Source organism: Chitinophaga tropicalis (assembly GCF_009758205.1).
GTDB classification, from domain to species: domain Bacteria; phylum Bacteroidota; class Bacteroidia; order Chitinophagales; family Chitinophagaceae; genus Chitinophaga; species Chitinophaga tropicalis.
The window spans coordinates 277966-297292 of record NZ_WRXN01000008.1; the positions used below are offsets into that span (position 1 = coordinate 277966).

The 19327-nt window shown below is 42.8% G+C and carries 14 protein-coding genes; 7 read left to right on the top strand and 7 right to left on the bottom strand.

The window, feature by feature from the left end; all coding sequences use genetic code 11:
- Positions 1-74: 74 nt before the first annotated feature.
- The 3 genes from GO493_RS19020 to GO493_RS19030 all read left to right on the top strand — a co-directional run bounded on the left by GO493_RS19020 (position 75) and on the right by GO493_RS19030 (position 4183).
- Positions 75-1169, top strand: coding sequence for a vWA domain-containing protein (locus GO493_RS19020; protein ID WP_157307812.1), 1095 nt, complete (start codon positions 75-77; stop codon positions 1167-1169).
- A gap of 47 nt (positions 1170-1216) precedes the next feature.
- Complete coding sequence (locus GO493_RS19025; protein WP_157307813.1) at positions 1217-2716, top strand: sigma 54-interacting transcriptional regulator; 1500 nt, start codon at positions 1217-1219, stop codon at positions 2714-2716.
- Between the two features lie 168 nt (positions 2717-2884).
- Positions 2885-4183 carry a Gfo/Idh/MocA family protein gene (locus GO493_RS19030; RefSeq protein WP_157307814.1) on the top strand — a complete coding sequence of 433 codons (1299 nt, stop codon included), beginning with the start codon at positions 2885-2887 and terminating at the stop codon, positions 4181-4183.
- Between the two features lie 79 nt (positions 4184-4262).
- Here GO493_RS19030 and GO493_RS19035 read toward each other — a convergent pair whose 3' ends face one another.
- Positions 4263-4769, bottom strand: coding sequence for a GNAT family N-acetyltransferase (locus GO493_RS19035; RefSeq protein ID WP_157307815.1), 507 nt, complete (start codon positions 4767-4769; stop codon positions 4263-4265).
- A 532-nt stretch (positions 4770-5301) separates the two neighbouring features.
- Entirely contained in the window at positions 5302-6357 is a 1056-nt protein-coding gene (locus GO493_RS19040; protein ID WP_157307816.1) for an SDR family oxidoreductase, read from the bottom strand.
- Positions 6358-6440: 83 nt separating this feature from the next.
- On the opposite strand from GO493_RS19040, the gene GO493_RS19045 reads away from it, so the two are divergent.
- Positions 6441-7277 carry an AraC family transcriptional regulator gene (locus GO493_RS19045; protein ID WP_157307817.1) on the top strand — a complete coding sequence of 279 codons (837 nt, stop codon included), beginning with the start codon at positions 6441-6443 and terminating at the stop codon, positions 7275-7277.
- Here GO493_RS19045 and GO493_RS19050 read toward each other — a convergent pair.
- Entirely contained in the window at positions 7267-7824 is a 558-nt protein-coding gene (locus tag GO493_RS19050; protein ID WP_157307818.1) for an HdeD family acid-resistance protein, read from the bottom strand. The genes GO493_RS19045 and GO493_RS19050 overlap by 11 nt on opposite strands.
- Before the next feature lie 220 nt (positions 7825-8044).
- Between GO493_RS19050 and GO493_RS19055 the strand changes: the two genes are divergently transcribed.
- Positions 8045-9331, top strand: a complete 1287-nt coding sequence (locus GO493_RS19055; protein ID WP_157307819.1) for an OmpA family protein — start codon at positions 8045-8047, stop codon at positions 9329-9331.
- A 542-nt stretch (positions 9332-9873) separates the two neighbouring features.
- Entirely contained in the window at positions 9874-10212 is a 339-nt protein-coding gene (locus GO493_RS19060) for a hypothetical protein (protein WP_157307820.1), read from the top strand.
- Between the two features lie 64 nt (positions 10213-10276).
- Here the strand turns inward: GO493_RS19060 and GO493_RS19065 are convergent, their stop codons facing one another.
- The 4 genes from GO493_RS19065 to GO493_RS19080 all read right to left on the bottom strand — a co-directional run bounded on the left by GO493_RS19065 (position 10277) and on the right by GO493_RS19080 (position 18607).
- Positions 10277-12916, bottom strand: coding sequence for an alpha/beta hydrolase family protein (locus GO493_RS19065; protein ID WP_157307821.1), 2640 nt, complete (start codon positions 12914-12916; stop codon positions 10277-10279).
- A 76-nt stretch (positions 12917-12992) separates the two neighbouring features.
- Positions 12993-13715: a DUF4397 domain-containing protein gene (locus tag GO493_RS19070; RefSeq protein WP_157307822.1), complete on the bottom strand. Its 723-nt coding sequence runs from the start codon at positions 13713-13715 to the stop codon at positions 12993-12995.
- Positions 13716-13742: 27 nt separating this feature from the next.
- Positions 13743-15104 carry a RagB/SusD family nutrient uptake outer membrane protein gene (locus GO493_RS19075; protein WP_198315768.1) on the bottom strand — a complete coding sequence of 454 codons (1362 nt, stop codon included), beginning with the start codon at positions 15102-15104 and terminating at the stop codon, positions 13743-13745.
- Between the two features lie 146 nt (positions 15105-15250).
- Positions 15251-18607, bottom strand: coding sequence for a SusC/RagA family TonB-linked outer membrane protein (locus GO493_RS19080; RefSeq protein WP_157307824.1), 3357 nt, complete (start codon positions 18605-18607; stop codon positions 15251-15253).
- Positions 18608-18776: 169 nt separating this feature from the next.
- On the opposite strand from GO493_RS19080, the gene GO493_RS19085 reads away from it, so the two are divergent.
- Positions 18777-19313 carry an RNA polymerase sigma factor gene (locus GO493_RS19085; protein ID WP_157307825.1) on the top strand — a complete coding sequence of 179 codons (537 nt, stop codon included), beginning with the start codon at positions 18777-18779 and terminating at the stop codon, positions 19311-19313.
- Positions 19314-19327: the final 14 nt, after the last annotated feature.

The window sequence follows — 19327 nt, forward strand, 5'->3', positions numbered from 1 at the left end:
ATTGAGATGCCGATGACCATTTGCACAGTAAGATTTTTGAGAACGGGGTTATTTTCCCTAATTTAGATATTATTATGAGAGGCATACATTTTTCCAAATTTGAACCCGATGAGCAGGGAAAATCGCCCTTTGAGAAATTGCTGGACGTGTTTACCCAATTGCTTACCTACACCAGTGGCGATGTGAGCGAAGCGCTACAGTGGCTGACCGAACTGGACAAGGAGTACCAGCTTACCAATGAAGATTACGGTATCGGAGACTTTATACAGGAACTGAGGGATAAAGGATATATCCGCGAAAATGAAGAAAGCGGCGCTATCCAGATAACCGGCAAGACTGAGCAGAATATCCGGAAACGTGCACTGGAAGAGATCTTCGGCAAACTTAAAAAATCCAGCGTTGGCAATCATAATATTCGCAAATCCGGACAGGGGGATGAACTGAATGCAGACAGCCGCCCTTACCAGTTTGGCGACGCGCTGGAACAGATCGACATGACCGCTTCCCTGAGGAATGCACAGATCAATCATGGTATAGAGAGCTTTTCCATTCAGCAGGATGATCTTGAGATCCAGGAAACAGACTTTAAAACACAAACGTCTACCGCCCTGATGATCGATATCTCCCACTCCATGATCCTCTATGGCGAAGACCGTATCACTCCTGCCAAGAAAGTGGCCATGGCTTTGAGTGAGCTGATCACCACCCGCTATCCGAAAGACACGCTGGACATTATCGTATTTGGCAACGATGCCTGGCAGATAGAGATCAAAGATCTCCCCTATCTGCAGGTGGGACCGTTCCACACCAATACGGTAGCAGGTCTTGAGCTGGCGATGGACATTCTCCGCCGCAGGCGCAATCCCAATAAGCAGATCTTTATGATCACTGACGGGAAACCTACCTGCCTTAAAAACGGGAAGCAGTATTACAAGAACAGTTTCGGACTGGACCGCAAGATCCTGAACCGTACGCTGAACCTGGCAGCCCAGTGCAAGAAACTGAAGATCCCGATCACAACATTCATGGTAGCTACTGACCCGTGGTTGCAAAAGTTCGTAACAGAGTTTACCGAAACCAACAGCGGGAAAGCCTTCTTCTCCGGACTGGACAAACTGGGACAGTTCTTATTTTACGATTTCGAGAACGGAAAGAAAAAACTACTGTAAAACATGCTGTTATGTACTAACACATACCTTAATCCATTAATTAACATATGAATATTGATATCAGAACGCTAGGAGAATTAAAGAAGAGTGGATATAAACCTAAATCTGTTAAAGAAGAAATAAGGCAAAACCTCATCCGTAAACTGCAGAATAAAGAGAATGCCTTTCCGGGTATCATCGGTTATGAAGATACCGTAATACCTGATACAGAAAGAGCCCTGTTGTCAAGGCATAATATACTTTTCCTGGGCCTCCGCGGACAGGCAAAGACCAGGATGGCCAGGCAAATGACCTCCCTGCTGGACGAATACATTCCCATCGTAGAAGGATCTGAAGTGAATGACAATCCCTTCCACCCGCTTTCCCGCTATGCACGCGACCTGGTATCAGAACTGGGAGATGCTACTCCCATTTCCTGGGTATCACGGGAAGCCCGTTACAGTGAGAAGCTGGCTACGCCGGATGTATCAGTAGCTGACCTGGTAGGTGATATAGATCCTATCAAAGCCGCCAACCTGAAACTGAACTATGCGGATGAAAGGGTGATCCACTTCGGTATCATTCCCCGTTCCAACAGAGGCATCTTCGTAATCAACGAACTGCCTGACCTTCAGGCACGTATACAGGTTTCCCTGTTCAACATCCTCCAGGAAGGCGATATCCAGATCCGTGGCTTTAAAGTACGTATGCCGCTGGATATCCTTTTTGTATTTACCGCCAACCCGGAAGACTATACCAATCGCGGCTCTATCGTTACGCCGCTGAAAGACCGTATTGAGAGCCAGATCATTACCCACTATCCCAAAAACGTGGAAAATTCGCTGCTCATTACGGAACAGGAAGCCAATGTGCATGAAGATCAGCAGCATGTTCATATCACCGATATGATCAAACGCCTGATAGAGCAGGTGGCTTTTGAAGCGCGTAACAGTGAGTATGTTGATAAAAAAAGCGGCGTATCTGCCCGTCTGACCATTGCGGCATATGAAAATGCGGTGAGTGCAGGCGAGCGCAGGGCCATCATCAACAAAGAGAAGAGCACCTATGTGCGCATTGCTGACCTGCAGGGTATTATTCCCGCTATTACCGGTAAAATAGAGCTGGTATATGAAGGGGAACAGGAAGGTCCGCTACAGGTAGCTGTAAACCTCCTGGATAAGGCTATCCGCAGTGTTTTCGCACAGTATTTTCCGAATCCTGACTCTTTCAAGAAAAGGAAACAGGCTGCTACCGCTGAGAATCCTTACCGGGCCGTTATTCAATGGTTTGATAAGGGGAATGCTGTACAGCTGCTGCAGGACGTGAATGATAAACAGTATGAGACCTCCCTGCTGAAAGTTGAAGGGCTGAAAGAACTGATCAAAGGGAAATTCCCGCATGCCAATAATAAAGAACAGCTGCTGCTGATGGAATTTGTACTTCACGGGCTGGCTTCTTATTCATTGATCAGTAAGAAAGTAGTGGAGAATGAGACCCGTTTCAGTGATCTGCTGGGGACGATGATGAATTTTGGCACCGGTACTGAAGAGGAAAGTGAAGAATTTTAAATAACTTTTTAGTTACCCGAAAAACGCTTTCACCGGTATGGTGAAAGCGTTTTTCGGGGTTATTTTTTTAATTGTAAATATCACAATTAAAAATAGGTTGCATATTAACCTGTAACTCCATATCTTTCATTATTCCGCGATCTTGAAATACTTAATCTCAACACTATCATGAATAATTCAAGAAGACATTTTATTCGTTCTGCATCCACACTGGTGGCAGGTGCAGGGCTTGTTACCTCTCTGCCTGCTTCATTACGGGCCATTGCTCCAAGTGATAAGATCAATGTAGCTGCCATAGGTATTAACGGTATGGGATGGGCTGATCTGAATGCCATTCTAAAAAATCCTGTTGCCCAATGTGTGGCCCTTTGTGATGTGGACAAGAACGTGCTTGACAAAAAAGCAGCAGAACTGGCGGAGAAAGGCCAGAAAGTAAAGACGTATGCGGACTACCGCAAGCTGCTGGAAAACAAGGACATTGATGCCGTGATTATCGGTACACCGGACCACTGGCATTGCCTGCAGATGACGGACGCTGTATCTGCCGGTAAGGATGTATATGTAGAAAAGCCTATCGGCAATTCCATTGCGGAGATCAATGCTATGGTAGCAGCCCAGGAACGTACCGGAAGAGTGGTACAGGTAGGTCAGTGGCAGCGCAGCCAGCAACACTTTAAAGATGCTATCAGCTTTGTTCATTCCGGTAAGCTGGGGCAGGTGCGACTGGTAAAGGCGTGGGCTTATATGGGCTGGATGAAATCCATTCCTAAGCAACCGGATGGCAATCCGCCGGCGGGTGTTGATTATAAAGCCTGGCTGGGCCCTGCTGAGACAAGGCCGTTCAATCCTAACCGTTTCCATTTCAACTTCAGGTGGTACTGGGATTATGCCGGTGGCCTGATGACAGACTGGGGCGTACACCTGCTGGATTATGCCCTGCTGGGTATGAAAGCTCAGCATCCTACTACAATAATGGCTGCAGGTGGTAAATTCGCTTATCCTGATGATGCTGCGGAAACACCTGATACTCTCACTACAGTGTACCAGTTTGAGGGCTTTAACTTACAGTGGGAGCATGCTATTGGCATAGATGGCGGTCCTTACGGTCGTGATCATGGGATAGCTTTCATTGGAAATAACGGCACCCTGGTGCTGAACCGTGGTGGCTGGGAAGTGATACCTGAAAAAGGGAAAATGGAAGCTGTGCCTCTGCAGAAATCTGTGGATAAGGGTCTTGACCTGCATGCTGTCAATTTCCTGGATGTGATAAAATCACGCAAGCTGGCAGATCTGAACACACCTGTACAGGCTGGTGCACATGTTGCCAGGGTGGCACAGCTGGGGAATATTGCCTATAAAACAGGGAAAAAACTGAACTGGAACGGGGTGAAAGAGCAATTTGACGATGGTGAAGCAAACAATTACCTGGCAGCTGCATATCACAATGGATATAAACTGCCAAAATAATAATACTGAGCACCGCAAGGGGTCCTGCAGTCTCGCCTGGTGCGAGACTGCTTCTTTTAATATTGGTTATACAGTTTCCTTATAAAACCGTATCTGCGTTCTGACTCTCCTCTTCCAGCATCATTGACAGGTAAACTGCATCAGAGATGGGATTGTCATAATATGCCGCGATTGGCTGAAAGCCAAGGCTGGTATACAACTCAATAGCAGGACGCATGTGCGCCAGTGTATCCAGCAACATCCGCTTATATCCCAGCTCCCTGCCTTTTTCAATAGCTTTTCTTGCCAGTGCTTTTCCTACACCATGCCCTTTATAGGCATCACGTACGAATAAACGTTTCATTTCACAGGTAGAGTTTTCGAAATGCCTTACGGCTACGCATCCTGCCGGCTGACCATCTACCAGGGCCAGGAGTAATGCTCCTGCTGGCGCTTCATAATAGGGTTCCGGCAAACTGCTTAACTCTTCTTCAAAACGCTGAAAGCTCAGGTCTACACTCAACCAGTTGGCATACTCCCTGAAAAGTGATTTTACCCGTTCCAACGCTGCTACATCATCCTTAGTTACTTCTACAATTTCCAACATACCACTTCTTTTTTGGTACAAAAAATACAAAAGCCTCCTGAGCATCAGAAGGCTTGATTCCGGAAGTTCCGGGGTGATTATCTTTATTTATCATCGAAACCATCCCAAAACCACTACTGTAAACGATATAATTATACAATTAATTCATTGTCAGCATTTCTCAAATACACACATTAGCCTTACTGCTCACCTCCCTATATTTAGGGGGGGGGACAAATATAATGAATTTTAATTAAAAAAGCAAGGGTTTAGTGCAACAGTTTAGAGCTTTATATCATACTTCGAAGAAACTGCTCAAAAATCAATTTACTTCGGTAAAATCGATTTTGAGGGTGTTTTTCTGGTTTGCGGCCGGCTAAGAATTTAAACTGGTGTATTACCTGAAAAGTGCTGTGGTGCAAAAGTGCGCCCGCAATACATGCACTAAACATGCTTAAGACATGCCTGAAAGGTGCTTGAAACATGCCTGAAAGGTGCTTCAAAGATCCATGAAGTATGCCTGAAAGGTAGAGATGAAGTGAAGAAATGCGGCTCAGGGAATGACGCGCCGTTCTTTCAGGTTATCGAAGATCTGCAGGAACATACTTTTCGTATCAACGTATTCGTGGAACCCCAGTCGCCGGGCCTTTGTCCCATCTGCAAACACATCATAATCCCATGCAAAGACAAAGTCCGGGAATTTCCATGCAGATAGTTCCTCATAGCTATGTGGGGCCAGGTCATGTTTTTCCTTCATTTTATCCCATAAAGGGGCTTTATCTGCCATGATCACGTTTAACGACATAGGTAATGGCGGGGCTACTTCCAATCCAAAATAACGGGCTATTTCCGGCCACATTTCGTTCCACCGGAAGAGGTCACCGTTATTTATATTAAATGCCTGATTGGCGGCTTCAGCGCTGGTTGCAGCCCATACGGTGGCTTTTGCCAGTAAACCGGCGTCTGTCATTTCGATCAGCTTATCATATGCGCCCGGCTTGCCCGGAAAGCGCAGGGGAAGACCCAGTTCTTTGGATATGCTGGCATATATGGCGATGGACAATGCCAGGTTCATAGGGTTTCCCAGTGCAAATCCCCCCACTACGGAGGGGCGTAAGGCTGACCAGGTCCACTGTTTGCCTTTCTGACGCTGTTCCAGGAATTCCTGCTGGTCAACATTGAACTCCGGCGGCATATGCCCCGCGTCTGTTTCCCTGGCGGGTGTTTTAAAAGGGCCCAGGTGAGCGCCATAAACTTTATATCCCTGCATGAGGCTGATGTGTTGTAAATTCTTTGCAACGGGTTCTATGGTTTCCACCACGTTGACCAGCATAGCAAGGTTGGGAGCTACCAGTTCTGCCCAGGCAGGCTTATCCTGGTAAGCAGCGTAAAAGATGTGTGTGACGGTTGTCAGGCCCTTCAGCCGGTTATGGCTGTCTTCCGTATCCAGCAGATCTACTGCGATATAACGCAGTCGTCCCTCCGAAGCTCCTCCCCTGCGTGATAACCCGATAATCTCCCAGTCATCCAGTGTTAAAAGATGATCAACCAGATTCTTTCCTATTACGCCATTTGCGCCCACTACCAGGGCTACATTTTTTGTTTTCATCCTGTTTTGTTTTGGTCAAAATTAGGCTGGCGCTACTTCTCCGTAATTGTACATTGGGAGGGAATATTTGTATTTTGCGTCTTATGCAGCGGTATATTCAACATGAGTTCCTGAAGATCTCGCATTTTACTTCCGGGGAATGGGAGCACCCGGTGCATAACCACAATCACTTTGAGCTGATCTTCATTCATAAAGGCAGAGGTGTTCATTATTTATCAGATATGAAATATCCTTATGAGGATAAAATGTTGTTCCTGTTAGCGCCTTCAGATCATCACTATTTTGATATTTCTTCCGAAACGACTTTTACTTTTATCAAATTCACCAACGTATACCTGCAACAGGCAGAAAACCGCTGGAACAGGGATATGGATGAGTTCCTCAATTGTACACGCAATCAACCGCAGCCATTGATCAGTTCTGCTGCGGATGCTGATAAACTTGACAAACTACTGTTAATGGTAGTATCTGAATGGAAAGAAAGCAATAATACTGACAATGAAGCCATCTTCTTCCTGCTGCAGACGGTCCTGTCTATTACCAGGAGAAACCTGCATCAGTCGGCCGGTCTGTCTGATACAACAAATGGGAAGATAACGGCTATCATCAACTATATTCACCGGCATATTTATTCGGTGGAATATACGCAGCAGGAGCATCTTTCAAAATTGTTCGGTCTGTCTAAAAAGCACCTGGGCACATTTTTTAAGGAGCAGACAGGGATTCCGCTGAGGGATTATGTAAACCGGTATAAACTCCGGCTGGTAGAGAACAGGTTGAAATACAGTTCACTTTCTCTTAAGGAAATAGGTCATGAACTGGGATTTACAGACCTCAGTCATTTTAATAAGTTCTTTAAGCATTATCACGGTATCAATCCTACCCTATTCAGGGAAAACAGCAGAGGTATCAGGCAGTAAGGCTGATATTCCCATTCCCTCTTTTCCTGAGCCTTATTCCTGCTGATATAAGCATGATACCGATAACCAGTGCATACAGGCCAAACAGGCTTGCAAGCAGGACAATACCGCTTTCGGGGATAAGAAATACCATTAACCCGAAGAGTAGCGTGAGTACTCCTGCCAGTATATACCAGCCTTCTCCTTTGATCTCTTTTCTTATCTGGATGGCCCAGATGATCTCCATAATACCGATCACAATAGCCCAGACGGCTATCAGCATAACAATGGCAAATGCGGTAATAAAAGGATTATAAAGGGTGATAATGCCGATGATGATGCTTAATATGCCGGAAAGCAGCCACCATGCCCAGTAGCGTCTTGATTTACGGGAGCTGATGGCCGCCGCCACGGTGAATAGTCCGTCGATGAACATATAGATCCCTATAAAGATCACAAGCACTGCAAAGGTAGTAACCGGCATTACCAGGGCCAGGATGCCGAGAATAACGGCAAATATGCCCCTGACCAGGAATAGCCACCAGAACCGGGTAAGATATGTTTCCATTGTCAACAGCTTTGGTGTATACCTGTTCCAGGCCGAAAAACTGTGCCAATGGTTTAATGAGAGGACTGTTCCGGAGATTTTATCTTAAGTAGTTAACCAGTATATTAAATTTCCGTAGAAATACGTGATTCTTCCGCCTTGTACTCTATAATAATTTAATATGATTATCTTGCAGCTAAATTGATTAACCTTAATATTCTTACTATTTACTTAGTAGCTCATGAGGACAATACTTATAACAGGGGCCACCTGTCTGTTGTTGACCTGCACTGCTCAGGCACAGTTTTTAGACCGTATCAAAAACAAGGTGCAGAACAAAGTGAACGATGCGATAGACAAAACGATTGATAACGCCGGCAAAAAGAAAGATGGCTCTACCGGCAGCGGAAGCCCGACAGAAACTACCAAAGAGGACCCTTCTTCATCTGAAGGAACTTCAGCTTCAGGCGGTGGTGGCGGAGTAAATGCAGATATCAAATCGTATTCTAAATTCGATTTTATTCCTGGTGCTAAAATAATAGTGCAGGAAGATTTTTCACAGGATGCTATTGGCGATTTTCCCGCGCAATGGAACACCCGTACAGGGGCGGAAGTAGTTACTGTTAGCAATCAACCGGGCAAATGGCTTAGTCTTAAGCAGGATGGGATTTTCTTCCCCGAATACATTACAAGTAATTTCCCGGAGAACTTCACCCTGCAGATGGATGTAATGGCCAATAACAATGTCTCTAATATTGGCAGTTTTACAATAGGATTACTGCAGACAAAAGATGCTGAAGAAAAATTTGAAATGCGCCCGGCGGATTACTCTACTACGAGTCCTTCTTTCAAATTGACCCTGAACCCTCTTTCTTCCGGTTATGGCAGCCTGTATTATTCAACCAACCTGATAGGCGCACAGAGTCACAGCAACGTGCCTGAGTTCAACATTCCTAGAAAGAACTTTGTAACAGTCTCCATCTGGCGTCAGAAACAGCGTGTACGCGTATATCTTGACAGTACCAAAACCCTGGATCTGCCAAGGGCGCTGGATGCGACAGCGGTGCTCAACTCCCTCGTATTATCAGCATATGCTCCTGACTTTGACGGGAAAGGCGGGGCTTTTTATGTAAGTAATATCCGCCTGGCGGTTGGTGCTCCGGATACCCGTAATAAGCTGATCACAGAAGGTAAATTCGTGACACATGGTATACTGTTCGATGTGAACAGTGATAAGATACTGGCAGCCTCTTACGGTAGTCTGCAGGATATTGCCAATGTATTAAAAGAGAATGCTTCAGTTCGCATAAAAATAATAGGCCATACTGATGCTGATGGCGATGAGAAACTGAACCTGGATCTATCCAAACGTCGTGCAGCAGCTGTGAAAGAAGCGCTGAGCAAGGACTTCGGTATAGACGCTTCCCGTATGGAGACTGATGGGAAAGGAAAGACTCAACCGATTGATAATAATACTACGCCAGCAGGCAAGGCTAATAACAGGCGTGTTGAATTTGTCAAACTCTGATAAATACGCTTGATCCTAACTTATTTTTCCTGTGTCCTACACAGGATGTCCCGGATATCGGATATTTTGCAGGTATAGCTTACAATGCAACCATCTGAATAAATAGGGTCATCGAAGGATGCGGCGGCAACAGGGTGTTGCCGCCTTTTTTTTGTGCGGGCGGGATGTCCAAAGAAGTATTCTCTATCTGGTAAGTAATAATCGTAAAAGGGGGGTAACTTTGATTCCATAACCACCACCATTAACCACCAATCATCAACCATTACAATTATTAAATCCAAACGAACCATTATGTTCTCTTATAATTATTGTTGTTGCTGTTGTTGTTAATTAACCCACCAGTGTAGCCATCCACCAGGTACATTTACTTATTCCTTCTTACACTTTATTTCATCAATACATCTTTTGTTACGCGTAACATAGGTCAACCCGCTATGCGCATAGCCTGGCCAATGAATGGGCAAGCCGAAAACCATTAGAAAAGAGTAGGCAGATACTCAACTTTTAAGTTTAGCCTTTTGAGTTATAAAGGCATGTTTCTTATGAAAAAAGCTAGAATCGTTCTTTCTGCAGTTGCATTGTTTGCGCTTATTGGTGGTGCGCTGGCGTTTAAAGCTACCCGAAATGCTCTTGGTGTCCCTTACACACTGACCAGGACTGTTACAATTGGTGGAATTGCATATTCTGCAGCAGCTTCCTTCTATACTTCGGTACCAAATGAGTTCTTTGCTTTCACAGGTATTTCAACTACCAAATATAGCACTACAGAACAACTTCCAGGAGTGATCACGCTGACACAGGTTGGAGGTACGGCAACCACGACTATAGCAAGTTATGGTGTTACATTGCTTGCAAATACGCTCACAGCAAATGTAGATTAATACAGGTACTCTAAAAGCCGGCAGAAGAAACTGCCGGCTTTTAAGTTCTAAACAAATATAATACTCATGGAACTCTTGCCTGAGTATCTATCTCCAGTCCGGACCTGATGCCTTTAAGAGTTGCAGGTACTCCTTCGATCATCCAGAGCGGTGCTGGTCTTTTTTTTAGATAATGATCAAAAAACTGCTGTTGCCTGATTGAAAAATCTCTGGATCTTTCATTTCCGTCAGACATAATATGAGTCTCCTGATCATATTGCAACAACCAAACTTTCTTTCCCGCTCTTCTTAATGCCGTAAATAATTCTATACCCTGCGAGAAATTTACCGCCTGGTCAGCTTGATTATGCCTAATCAATAATGGAGTAACAACCTTTTCTATTGAAAAAACAGGCGAGTTCTCAATATAAATATCTGCACCCTCCCAGGGAGTAGTGCCAAGAAAATTCTGCCCGATCTCATGAACATTTTGCAAACTCTTATCCCCAAATCCAATACCTCCAAATCCGCTGACAAAGTCACTACGCCCGGCATTAGACTGAGCTGCCGCAAAAAGGGAAGAATGAGTAATTATATAGTTAGTCATAGTGCCTCCAAAACTTTGGCCCTGTAGTCCCATCCTTCCTTTATTGATCCAGGCATATTTATTTGTAAGCATCTTTGCAGCACTCTCAACTGTAATTAGCGCACTTCTTCCATTTTCACCTTTTCTGCGGATAATATCAGGTACAAATATCAGGTAGTCACGACTTACATACCAGGGAATGTTTACATTTACAGCACTGAGACCTGGCATTTTGTACTTAAATCGCTCATCACTACTCTCCTCATAATAGTTGAAAATGATCGGATACTCTTTCAATGTATCCAGCTGTTCCGGCATATAAAGTACTCCCCTCTGGACTCTTCCATCATCACTTTTCCAATGGAGCAACTCAGCTTTATGCCATTTATAATCATGCTCAGGATGTAGATCGGAAATAACTAAAAAATTCCTGAAATCGGATGTAACTACCACATTGGGGGCCTCTCTATCGCTTTGCCTCTGCAATATAAACATAGAGGTATTCTCTGCGCGGCGGGGAGCCGGTGGGGGCAGAGATGCAAATTGACCTGGGAAATAATAGAGATATGGCTGTAAAGATAAATTACCAATGCTATTCTCTGTGTTTAGACTCAGGCTATAGAAACCATTATATTTATCTGCATCAGATAGTATGGCGGCCACTACGGTATCCCTTTCCCTTAAAACATTTTTTCCATTTATCCCTGCTATCAGGCGAAATGCAATATGATGTCTGCGTCCATATTTACCTGTTAAGCATACCGGAACTGTTTTAAATAATGGGTCAATTTGCCAGATATCATACTTATCATAAACCAGAATACTCCTATCCTCATCTGTCCAGTCAAAAACAATAAAAGGAGTTATCTTGTCATTCCATTCAGGATTATCTTCCTCATAAATAAAACCAGGAAGCAATCTTCTGACTCTATTTGTTTTTATCTCATAACAAAAAAAACTCTTGTCTGTTTTGTCAAACCATGTGATATATTTTCCGGAAGGTGACAACTGAATGGAATATATATTACCATTTCCAGGAATACTGTCAATCACTCTTCCATCCTTCAGGGAAATGATCCGGTGAAAAGGTACCTGGCTCTGATTCCAGTATGTCTCATCTTCGTTCTTATAGGTTTTAACAAGGGCAATTGTATTTCCGGGTTTTCCAATCAATATCATGCTATCATTCTCCAGTTGCAGAACCTTACCTGAGCTATAAGACACAACCATATGGTACTGGCGCTTCAAATATCCTTTCAATATATTAAGTTGCTGGGACTGAAGAAAATCGTCTTTATAGCTCCAGATATCTACATCTTTAGTAATCAGGAGACTATCCGGAGAAAGCTTTCTCTCCTGCCGCTCTAGCTGACACATAACAAGTTCGTTATTAGCACTGAATTCCAGCTCATGCTCTGCTAACGTAAACCCTGACATTATTCCCTCAGAACTATTCCTGGCCAATATCTGTGCGTATTTATAATCTGGTTGATACCTGAATAACTCTATAGCATTATCTTCCCCTGATAAAAAAACTATTCTATTTCCCTTTGGATTGAAGGCCATTTTTCTGATCTTATCTCCTCTATATATTATGATACTTTTGTTGTTGCTGAGATCTACCCAACAAATACCCGAATCTCTTTGTAATAGAAGAACCGTACCTTGTTGATTCAATTTAAAATTTACAACCTTCCCATAGTTTCTTTCTGTTTCTGTCTTATAATCCCGTAGTATCAGGTCTCCTCCTTTCATATAGGTAAGCCATCTTCTTCCTGTACCTCCAGGTATATGAAGATCAGTTATACCAACAGTTGTGCTGTCTTTTCCTGTCAATAAACTGATCTGATGCAAAGTATCTTTTGTATTAAAGAATAGAAACCGGCTGTCATTTGTAAATGCGGCATTATATGCATTCCTGTATTCTTTCTTATTGCTGCCATTTATATCACAAACAGTAAGAATAATATTACTTCCACTAATACTCTCATAGAATACTTTTTTTCCGTTTGCAGAGATCCCATACTTGCCAAGCCTCTGCCAATACTTTATTGCATGAAAATCAATTTCCCTTTTCTGTGCATATAATGCATTTGAAAACAACCATAAGAATATTAAGGGGAACAATATCCTGTTCATCGGTAACAATCATTTTTAAATAAAAATAAAAGCCGCTGGTGCATTAATACTACAGTATTAATACATTTGCAACTTCCTAGTTATTGATCCTTACCATTTCCATTCCTGGGAATCCCTGTTCCAATCCCCTGATCACCAACGTTACATTTTTGTATCTGGCAATATTAGTATACCTGTAAGAACAAAGTAATTTTCCTGTGGTGGCTTTTCTGACCTCAAATAAGTAATTACTGACTGACCTGTTTGCCGGAAAGGGAATGAAAGTACTAATGTCTTTATAGGGCAAATCTCTAATGAAAGGGGCATCCACATTCCCAGCAACATTTACTGTCACCGCTATATTGTCTGGAGATAGATTCACAAAACGAACTCCTGTCAAACTATCAGTATAGACAGGAATAACATCTCTGTTTAATATTGTTACAGCACTTCCATATTTCCCGGTGATAAATAAAGAATAGATCTCTCCTCTCTTAAAATCTGTTATCCGGTCAAATATCGGCTTCAGTGTATCTTTTGAGGACACGATTACCAGGGGAACATCCTTTCTTGTTGATATCCCAAAGTTCAATGCTCCGTTACTAAACAAGCCATCAGAGGACTGGTAATTCAATTCAGCGGCATCAGACCAATGGATAGTTTTACCTGTAAAATTCATCTTAAGACTTCCATTATAATCAGGAATTGCATTTACCACGCTTAATGTAGCAGTATACCCATCCATATCAATGTTTTCCTTATTACAGGATAAATTCATTATCAGCACAAATAAGATCAATATATTCTTATGATATTTCATTTCTGGCATTTTTAGTCAGATCAAAGATTATGGTTGTTCTGTATAACCGGGATTCTGATGCCCTATCAAGGCCTTGTTATAGAGGAACTCTTCATACGGAATTGGCATCAGGGACTTGTAAGATTCCCAGGTGCTACCCTTTTCCTGCGAAATTTCTCCCATTATTTTGTTCACCCTGTTTGTACGGATCAGGTCAAGCCATCGCTGACCCCATTCTGCAAAAAGTTCTATCCGCCGCTCCTGCTCTATAGCAGCAATAAGTTCTTCCCTGGTAGAGCCTGCCTTACCGGGAAGACCAGCCCTGTGCCGAATTACATTAATATCATTTTCTGCACTGTTTATACCTGAAAGTTTATTCTGATGAACACGGGCCTCGGCACGTATCAGATATTGTTCTGCCAGGCGGAATACTATGGTATGCTCCTTCTGTGCTCCCATTCCCCAGCCTTCTTTATATTTATAAGCTACAATGGAATTGTCTGGTCTGAGACTGGTCCAGGCAATCTTTCTGATATCGTTTTCTTCAAATGCCTGCACCAAAACCGGATTCAGATAAAAAAAAGGATCTCCGTCAAAAGGGTTAATAAACCATCTGCCATCAGGTGTATTATTCCCATCCTGGTCTAATGGATTTGATTGTAATTGCCATATTGCCTCCCTGCTATCTTTCAGGAATACGAGGTCAGGATCATTCAGCAGTTCAATATCAGGGTTATTGATTACTTTATCAGCTTCTTCTTCAGCCATTTCCCATTTCCCCATGAAAAGGTAGACTCTTGCAAGCAAAGCCGTAGCTACAACTTTATTAGGCCTTACCCTCTCATTAACAGTGTTCTCCAGATTCTTATCCAGGTAATTTGCTGTCAGGTTTTCCTGTGCATATAAAAGATCCTTCACGATCTGTTCATAAACAAGCGCTTTGGAAGACCTCGAAATATTACTGTTAACCCTGAAATCTGTTGACAAAACTAAAGGAACATCCCCATAAAAGTTGACGAGGTAGAAATAGATCCACGCTCTTGTAAATTTTGCTTCAGCACTAAGTATCTGTTTGGCAGAGCCTGGCAAACTTCCTGATTTTTCCAATCCTTCTAAAATTGAATTGACCTGAAAAATGTAGTCCCTGTAAGCTGTGATCCACAAAACGCTTGCCCAGCTACCACTTCCTTTTAATTCATTCAGGTATTCGGGGTAAGCCTGGGGGACCTTAGGAGTTATTTCATCAGACAAAAACCCTGCACGTACCGAAATACCCAACTCTCCGGTAAAACATCCATCTGCACCGCCAATTCTGCCATATACACCTGTCATTGCTGCTATTGCCGTACTTTTATTACCAAAGACTGTCTCTGAAGTATTTTTATCTATAGGTAGCTCCGTCTCCACCATTTTTTTACATGAGCACAGGATTGAAATTAAAGCAACATAAATAACATATGTGATACTCAGGTTCTTTACTCCTGAAAAACACTTGCTCTGATATGTAATAAATAACATCATAAAATCAATTTATAATAATTGCTTTTGATAATCTTTTAAAGCTCCAGTTGAATACCACCTGTAATACTGCGCAACATTGGTAAAACACTTCCGTTTTGCACTTCCGGATCAAGCCCCTTATATTTTGTTATTGTAAGCAGATTTTGGCCTATCATATAAACTCTGATGTTCTGTAGTTGGCCGTTTCTCTTCCGGGAAAATGGAATATCATAAGAAACGGAGAGATTCCTGAGCCTTATGAAAGATGCGTCGACCCAGGCCAGATCACTTTCGCGAGCCTTATTTAACATCGACCTTAACGTTTCAGTAGTAAGCCCGGAAGTCAATCGCTGAATAGTACTCACATCTCCCGGCTTTCTCCAATGATTTAACAGTTCAACAGGAAGATTCCCAAATTCTACCCCGGCGGTTGAGTTAAATGATCCAACATTAAATCCTGAGAATGCAGGATCATATAAATAATTACGCCCCATCTGTCGTGTGAATTGTATAAAGAAAGACAGTGAAAATCTCTTCCAGGATATATTATTGGAAAGTCCCAGGGTTAAAGGACGGGTATCTATTTTCTTTGCAAAAATGTAAGAGTTATTGCTACTTGTGCTGACATTTCCAACAAGGTCACTGAATTGATATAGACCGTTAGCAACATTAACGCCTTTCGATTCATATACCGTTGCAAAACCTGTAAATGGCTGTCCTACTCTTATAAACGGATTGGCAAAATAACCATTGTATCCCCCTGCAGGCATAGATAATAACTTGTTAGCCTGCAGTCCCAGGTTAGCAGAGGTAGACCAGGAAAGATCTTCACTATTAATATTTCTTGAAGTCAATATAAAATCCCAGCCCATATTCTGTATCCTGGCGTCCTGATTCATTATTATCTCTGTTGTACCAGCAGTAGCAGGCAAGCGATAAGTTCCCAGCTGATCATCTGCTCTGGTACGCCAATAAGCGGCGGAGATCAATAATCTGTCCTTAAAGAACCCGGTCTCCAGTGCAAGCTCCAGCTTACGCAGCTCCTCCCAATGATAATCAGGATTTACAGCGCCGCCGGATTTGATAAGGCTCAGGTTCTGATAAGTTATATTATTTATCCCCTCATATAATTCCAGGTACTGGTAATCTCCGATCCCATCATTTCCAGATGTACCATAACTGAACCTTAATTTACCAAAACTCATTACAGGTAAAACACGTTTTATATTATCTTCCTCTGTAAAGATCCACGCTCCTCCTGTTGACCAGAAATTCCCAAATGTATGGCCGGGTCCAAAACGGCTGCTACCATCACGCCGACCTGTAAGGTTCAGCAAGTATTTGCCCTCCCAATTGTAACTTATTCTTCCAAATACAGCTGCATACTTGTATTGAGAACTACCGTTCACCGAATTACGGGTTGCTGCATCTCCCATACTTTTCAACAACGCATCGCTTGTGTATCCGTAACCGGCTATAGTCTCGGAGAACGAACTTTGTCTTTGCAGGGAAAATCCGGTGATAACATTCAACCGGCCTTTACTGATCTTTTTATCATAAGATAGTTGCGGATCGAATGTAAGAGAACGGACCAATAGGTTTGTCTGCAATGCGCTTCCCGTAGCACTTGAATTTGCCGGATCATAAGAAACAATAGGAAACAAATTCTGGTTCCTGGTGCGAATCTCTGAATAACCTATAGCTGCTTTAATGATCAGTCCCTTTATCACTTCGTATCCTATATCGGCACTGCCCCTGACACTATTATTATCTGATCGGGAAGTCCTTAGCAACTGGGAATACGGATTATTCCAGGTAGCTGCCCTATTACTGGCAGATGGATTGGGCTCCCAGTTTAAAGCACCTTCTTCTGTATAAAGGGTTGGCGCATTCGGAGCTAATCTGACTGCAAGACGGGTAAAGTCCGTTACTGGTGCCAAGGCATTGTTAAAGATGAAAGTCCCTCCTATAAACGTTTTGAATTTATTGTCTGCGGAACTTGTATTGATACTCATAGTAGCACCTCCGGATTCATATTTATTCTTCCCGGGATACACGTATTTCTGGGTACTATAATTCCCGCTGATCAGATACTGAATACCAGGAGTTCCCCCCGTTACTGATATATTCGCATTGTAAGAGGGAGCGCTCCTGCCAAGGAATTTTTCCTGCCAGTCAGTATACCTGGCTGTATCCCAAACTGTCAGGTCAAAATTTGAAAAATTCTTTATCGCTGCAGACCTATCCGGAATTGCAAGTCCATCATTTGTATATGCTTCCCTTCTCATCTGCAGGTACTGTCTTGTATCCAGCAGATCTATCTTTTTAACAACCTGACTCACACCAGTTGACACTGCCATATTAATTCTGGTAGCGCCTTCCTTTCCTCTTTTTGTTGTAATCAGGATAACTCCGTTTCCTCCTCTTGAACCATAAATAGAAGTGGCATCTGCATCTGATAAAACATCTATTTGTTCAATATCATTAACGTTGATAAAGCTTAATGCCGAGAGCCGGTCCCCGATAGTACCAAAAGAGCCAAGGTTCCCGGCACTAAGATTATTCTGATAAGGTACCCCGTCCACAATTATCAATGGTTCAGATCTTAAAGACGCTCTGCTCAAACTATTCTGACCTCTTAACTGTACATTCACTGCTCCATTAGGCAATCCAGATGTTGGTGTTATCACCAGGTTAGGCGCTCTGCCCTGTAAAGCTATCAGTGGATTTGTTACCGGTTGCCTCGCTATATCCTCTCCTTTTATTGTTACTACACTACCTGTATTAAGACGTTTAGTTGTTTTATAATATCCTTTTACTACCGTTACATCCAGCTCATCCACTCGTTCCTGTAACACTATATTTCCCAACATTGTCCGCCCTTTCACACCAATCTCCTGTTTTAAAAAAGAGATGTTGGTAATTGTCAGATAAGCATTCTCCGGAACATCAACAATCGTGAATATACCTTCTGCATTACTCAAGGCTCCCTTTTTAGAACCATTTAGCATGACCGTTGCTCCCGGGACCGGCTCTCCCTTCTCATTAATGATCTTACCCGTCACGGTAAGCATGGTATCTCTTACCACGGGTGTAACAAATTCCCGTTTTATGATCACCGTCTTCTCCTTATATACCCATGTATATCCTTTCTTCCCTACCAGGAAAGTCAGGACCTCATCCAGCAAGGCATCATCGAAACTGGCCGAAACGCGTTCATTCTGGTTCAATTCTTCATTAGAATACATGAACCATAATCCTGTTTGTTTACGGAGCTGATTGAATATTTCATTTAATGTAGCATTCTGTACATGAAGAGACACTTTTGGAGCTGTAGCCTGAGCATAAGCTCCCATATAAAAGTGAAGGAGAAACAGGCAGACTATAAACCTGAAAAAACTGGAATTACTCATACTAAAGATTTCTAGGTTGATGATGTAAGCGCAGTTAGTTGTAACAGAACCTGTAAAAATGTATCAAACATTTTTTCTTTCTCCTGTTAACATCACATTAACTCATTTTGTATTTGCATTATTTATTTTAGGGTCGCTAAAAGGGGGTAGTAACTCCATCTCACTAACTATGAATTATGTTGACAAAGAACTATTGTCCAGGCTCAGACTGGATGATGAATCTGCATTTGCAGAAATATACAGGCGCTACCAACCCCTGTTGCATCTGGAAGCATATTTTAAGTTAAATCAACACGAAGAAGCGCAGGACCTGGTACAGGAAGTATTTACCTCTCTCTGGCTACGCAGACGGGATATTGATATTTCATTATCTTTAAAAGCCTATCTGCTTCGTTCTATCCATTATCAATATTCCAATATTGTACGCAGCCGGACTTCCTTCCGGAAATGTATAGCAGAGCATGGCACCTGTACCTACACAGCGTCCGTTCATCCACAGTTAGAATTAAAAGACCTCAGAACACGTTTATATAAAGGTATAGAGCACATCTCCGCCAGCACATGCAGGCTTATTGTAAAAAAAGTATTGCTGGACCAGTGGAGCTACAAAGAGATACAACATGAATTTAATGTAACACCCGCTAATGCAAGGAACCAGGTCAGCCGGGGACTGAAAGAACTACGGTCCTTATTTTCTGCAAAATAAACGCTATGAGTTTA

Excerpts from the sequence above, each read along its gene's own strand:
- GO493_RS19070 (WP_157307822.1), bottom strand. The coding sequence starts at position 13,715 with ATGAAATATCATAAGAATATATTGATCTTATTTGTGCTGATAATGAAT.
- GO493_RS19080 (WP_157307824.1), bottom strand. The coding sequence starts at position 18,607 with ATGAGTAATTCCAGTTTTTTCAGGTTTATAGTCTGCCTGTTTCTCCTT.
- GO493_RS19025 (WP_157307813.1), top strand. The coding sequence starts at position 1,217 with ATGAATATTGATATCAGAACGCTAGGAGAATTAAAGAAGAGTGGATAT.
- GO493_RS19035 (WP_157307815.1), bottom strand. The coding sequence starts at position 4,769 with ATGTTGGAAATTGTAGAAGTAACTAAGGATGATGTAGCAGCGTTGGAA.
- GO493_RS19030 (WP_157307814.1), top strand. The coding sequence starts at position 2,885 with ATGAATAATTCAAGAAGACATTTTATTCGTTCTGCATCCACACTGGTG.
- GO493_RS19085 (WP_157307825.1), top strand. The coding sequence starts at position 18,777 with ATGAATTATGTTGACAAAGAACTATTGTCCAGGCTCAGACTGGATGAT.
- GO493_RS19055 (WP_157307819.1), top strand. The coding sequence starts at position 8,045 with ATGAGGACAATACTTATAACAGGGGCCACCTGTCTGTTGTTGACCTGC.
- GO493_RS19050 (WP_157307818.1), bottom strand. The coding sequence starts at position 7,824 with ATGGAAACATATCTTACCCGGTTCTGGTGGCTATTCCTGGTCAGGGGC.
- GO493_RS19045 (WP_157307817.1), top strand. The coding sequence starts at position 6,441 with ATGCAGCGGTATATTCAACATGAGTTCCTGAAGATCTCGCATTTTACT.
- GO493_RS19020 (WP_157307812.1), top strand. The coding sequence starts at position 75 with ATGAGAGGCATACATTTTTCCAAATTTGAACCCGATGAGCAGGGAAAA.
- GO493_RS19075 (WP_198315768.1), bottom strand. The coding sequence starts at position 15,104 with ATGGTGGAGACGGAGCTACCTATAGATAAAAATACTTCAGAGACAGTC.
- GO493_RS19060 (WP_157307820.1), top strand. The coding sequence starts at position 9,874 with ATGAAAAAAGCTAGAATCGTTCTTTCTGCAGTTGCATTGTTTGCGCTT.
- GO493_RS19065 (WP_157307821.1), bottom strand. The coding sequence starts at position 12,916 with ATGAACAGGATATTGTTCCCCTTAATATTCTTATGGTTGTTTTCAAAT.
- GO493_RS19040 (WP_157307816.1), bottom strand. The coding sequence starts at position 6,357 with ATGAAAACAAAAAATGTAGCCCTGGTAGTGGGCGCAAATGGCGTAATA.